Here is a 2,563-nt window from a genome sequence, read left to right as displayed (position 1 = left end):
GGATGCGCGGCCAGATCAGGCGGAGCCAGATCCAGAGCAGCGCGCCGATCAGGAGCAGCCAGGGAAGCCCCACGGCAAAGGCGGTGACCACAGCGGCCAGCGCACTCGAGAGATTGTAGAAGAAGCTCCCGAATGCCTGGCCCAGCGGCTGCAGCGCGCCCTGCGAGACCGGGTTGCGTTTTGTTTCATAGTTGACGGAAAGCCGGCTCATATCGACCCGCTGGCGCAGGGCCGCGAGGTTGGATGTCAGCGAGTCAATCTCGCCATTGACCCGCGCCAGCTCCCGCTGCGTGTCGAGCAGTTCGCCAAGATTTCCCGGCCGGTCAGCGAGAAGCTGCTCAAGCCTCTCCTGCAACAGTATCTGGGCATTGAGCCGGGCATCGGTGTCGACAATCGACACAGTCAGGTCTTCGGCCGTAGTCTGACGGCTTGTCACTTCTCCGCGCACGGCCTGCACCTCGGCATCGATGCCGGTCATGAAGGTTTCGATCCAGGCCGGTGTCGCGCGCAGGTTTAGGAAGCCGGAGGCTTCGTCCTCGGAATAGGCATAGAGGTTCGAATTGGTGACGAGGCAGACGGACGGGCCAGCCGCGTTGCATGACGCGATATGCCCCTGAAGCGTGGGCTCGATCGACCGGACGGGCAGACGCACACCAATCGAATACGCATAGGCGATATATTGCTGCACAGCGGGCGAGACGTCTCCGGTGCCGCCTTGAGGCGCGGCGCCGTCATAACTCATTTCGGACCTGCTCATCGCCATCTCGCCGGGCGGCGGGGCCATAGCCGGCCGGCCACTATCGTATCCCTGTTCGCCGCCGCACGCCGCGAGCAACAGAACTGGAAGCGTCAAAAAGAGTGAAGTCCGTATCATGACTGGTTCCTCCCCATATCGGGCTGAACAGGCATCAACTCCTGGAAAATGGCAAGAGGATGCCCGAAGCGCGGTGGGAAATAGAATTTGCGCGTCAGGGCCGGAAGCCGTGCCGCCGTTCGCCCGGCGCAAGCGTGCGCTGCGCATGGCTGATGAAGTCGACCAGCAGCGGCCGTGTCTCGCGCGGATCGATGATTTCCTCCGCAAAGAAACTTTCCGCCGTCCGGAAAGGCGAGCGGATCGCTTCGAACTTTTTGTAGAGCTCAGCCTTTAGCGCGTCCGGGTCTTCGGCCTCGGAAAGCTCCTTGCGGAACGCCGCCTCGATCCCGCCCGCCATGGGCAGGGAGCCCCAGTCGCCGCTCGGCCAGCAATAGCGCCATTTCGTCCGGCTTTGGTTCATCATGGCAGAGCCCGCGAGGCCGTAAGCCTTGCGGATGACCACCGAGCAGACCGGCACATCGGCCTGATAGACCGCTGTCATGGCGCGCACGCCCGCGCGGGTTACACCAGCCGTTTCCGCTTTCACGCCCACGGCAAAACCGGGGCAGTCGACGAAATGGACGACCGGCAGGTGGAAGGTCGAGCAGAGGTCCATATGCCGTGTGACCTTGTCGCAGACATCCGCTGTCCAGGCGCCGTCCAGAAAGAACGGGTCCCCGGCCAGAATGCCGACCGGATAGCCATCGATGCGCGCGAGGCCGGTGACGATCCCGCGGCCCCACCAGGACCCGATCTCGAAGAAGCTGCCTTTATCGACACAGGCTTCTATGATGCGGCGCGGCTTGTAAGGCGTGCGGCCATCGGTCGGGACGATGGAGAGGAGGCTCTCCTCCTTCCGCGTCGGATCATCGGCGGGCAGAATACGTTCGGGCAAATGATGCACCGAACAGGGGAGGTAGGAGAGAAACGCCCGCGCCGCGGCGAAGGCATCGGCTTCGGTCTCCACGACATTGTCCACGGTGCCGTTCTGCGCCTGGATCTTCCAGCCGCCCAGTTCTTCTTTGGTGACGTTTTCTCCCAGCGCGATGGCGACCGGCGGCCCGGCCACGAAGACCTGCGAAAGCGCCTTCACCATCACGCTGAAATGGCTCGCCGCGACCCGGCCGGCCCCCATCCCGGCGCAGGGGCCGAGCGCCAGCGAGACAAACGGCACCTGGGTCAGCCCGTGCGTGATTTCCGCCCAGCCGGGTGTTTCGGGAATGTAGGTGCGCGGGTCCTTCTCGAGCATCTTGACCGAGCCGCCGCCGCCGGTGCCGTCAATCATCTGGACCAGCGGCATGCGGTATTCCGCGGCCATCTTGATCGCCTGAACCATCTTCTGCCAGATCGAGGCATCCGCCGCGCCGCCGCGGACAGTGAAATCGTCCGCCAGGATGACCGCCGGGCGCCCTTCGAGCGTCGCCCGCCCCATAACGGAATTGGACGGCGTGAAACCCGCGATTTCCTCATCCGCGCCATACACCGCCTTGCCCGCGATCTTGCCGATCTCGTGAAAGCTGCCCGGATCGGCCAGGAACGCGACCCGTTCCCGCACCGTCAGCTTGCCGCGCCCGCGCTGGCGCGAGACTGGCTCGTCGCCCCCCATTGCCTCGGCCAGGCGTTCCCGCCGGCGGAGTTCCTCGATCGCTTTTTCCCAGCTCATGCGTCCAACTGACCGAAGTATCGCAGGGCGCGTCAAGGGATTCTTCT

Annotated in this window: 2 protein-coding genes; both read right to left on the bottom strand. The window is 64.3% G+C overall.

Going from position 1 to position 2,563, the window contains the following annotated elements; translation table 11 throughout:
- The coding region (locus tag ACK4SV_RS16680; RefSeq protein WP_409918972.1) for a DUF4349 domain-containing protein at nt 1–742 on the bottom strand (742 nt) is incomplete at its 3' end.
- A 226-nt stretch (nt 743–968) separates the two neighbouring features.
- Nucleotides 969–2,516, bottom strand: a complete 1,548-nt coding sequence (locus ACK4SV_RS16675; RefSeq protein WP_409918971.1) for an acyl-CoA carboxylase subunit beta — start codon at nt 2,514–2,516, stop codon at nt 969–971.
- Nucleotides 2,517–2,563 lie beyond the last annotated feature (47 nt).

Source organism: Hyphomonas sp., from assembly GCF_046313735.1.
Classification (GTDB): Bacteria; Pseudomonadota; Alphaproteobacteria; order Caulobacterales; family Hyphomonadaceae; genus Hyphomonas.
Note: the sequence above shows the minus strand (reverse complement) of the source record. Positions and strands in the feature narration are given on the sequence as shown.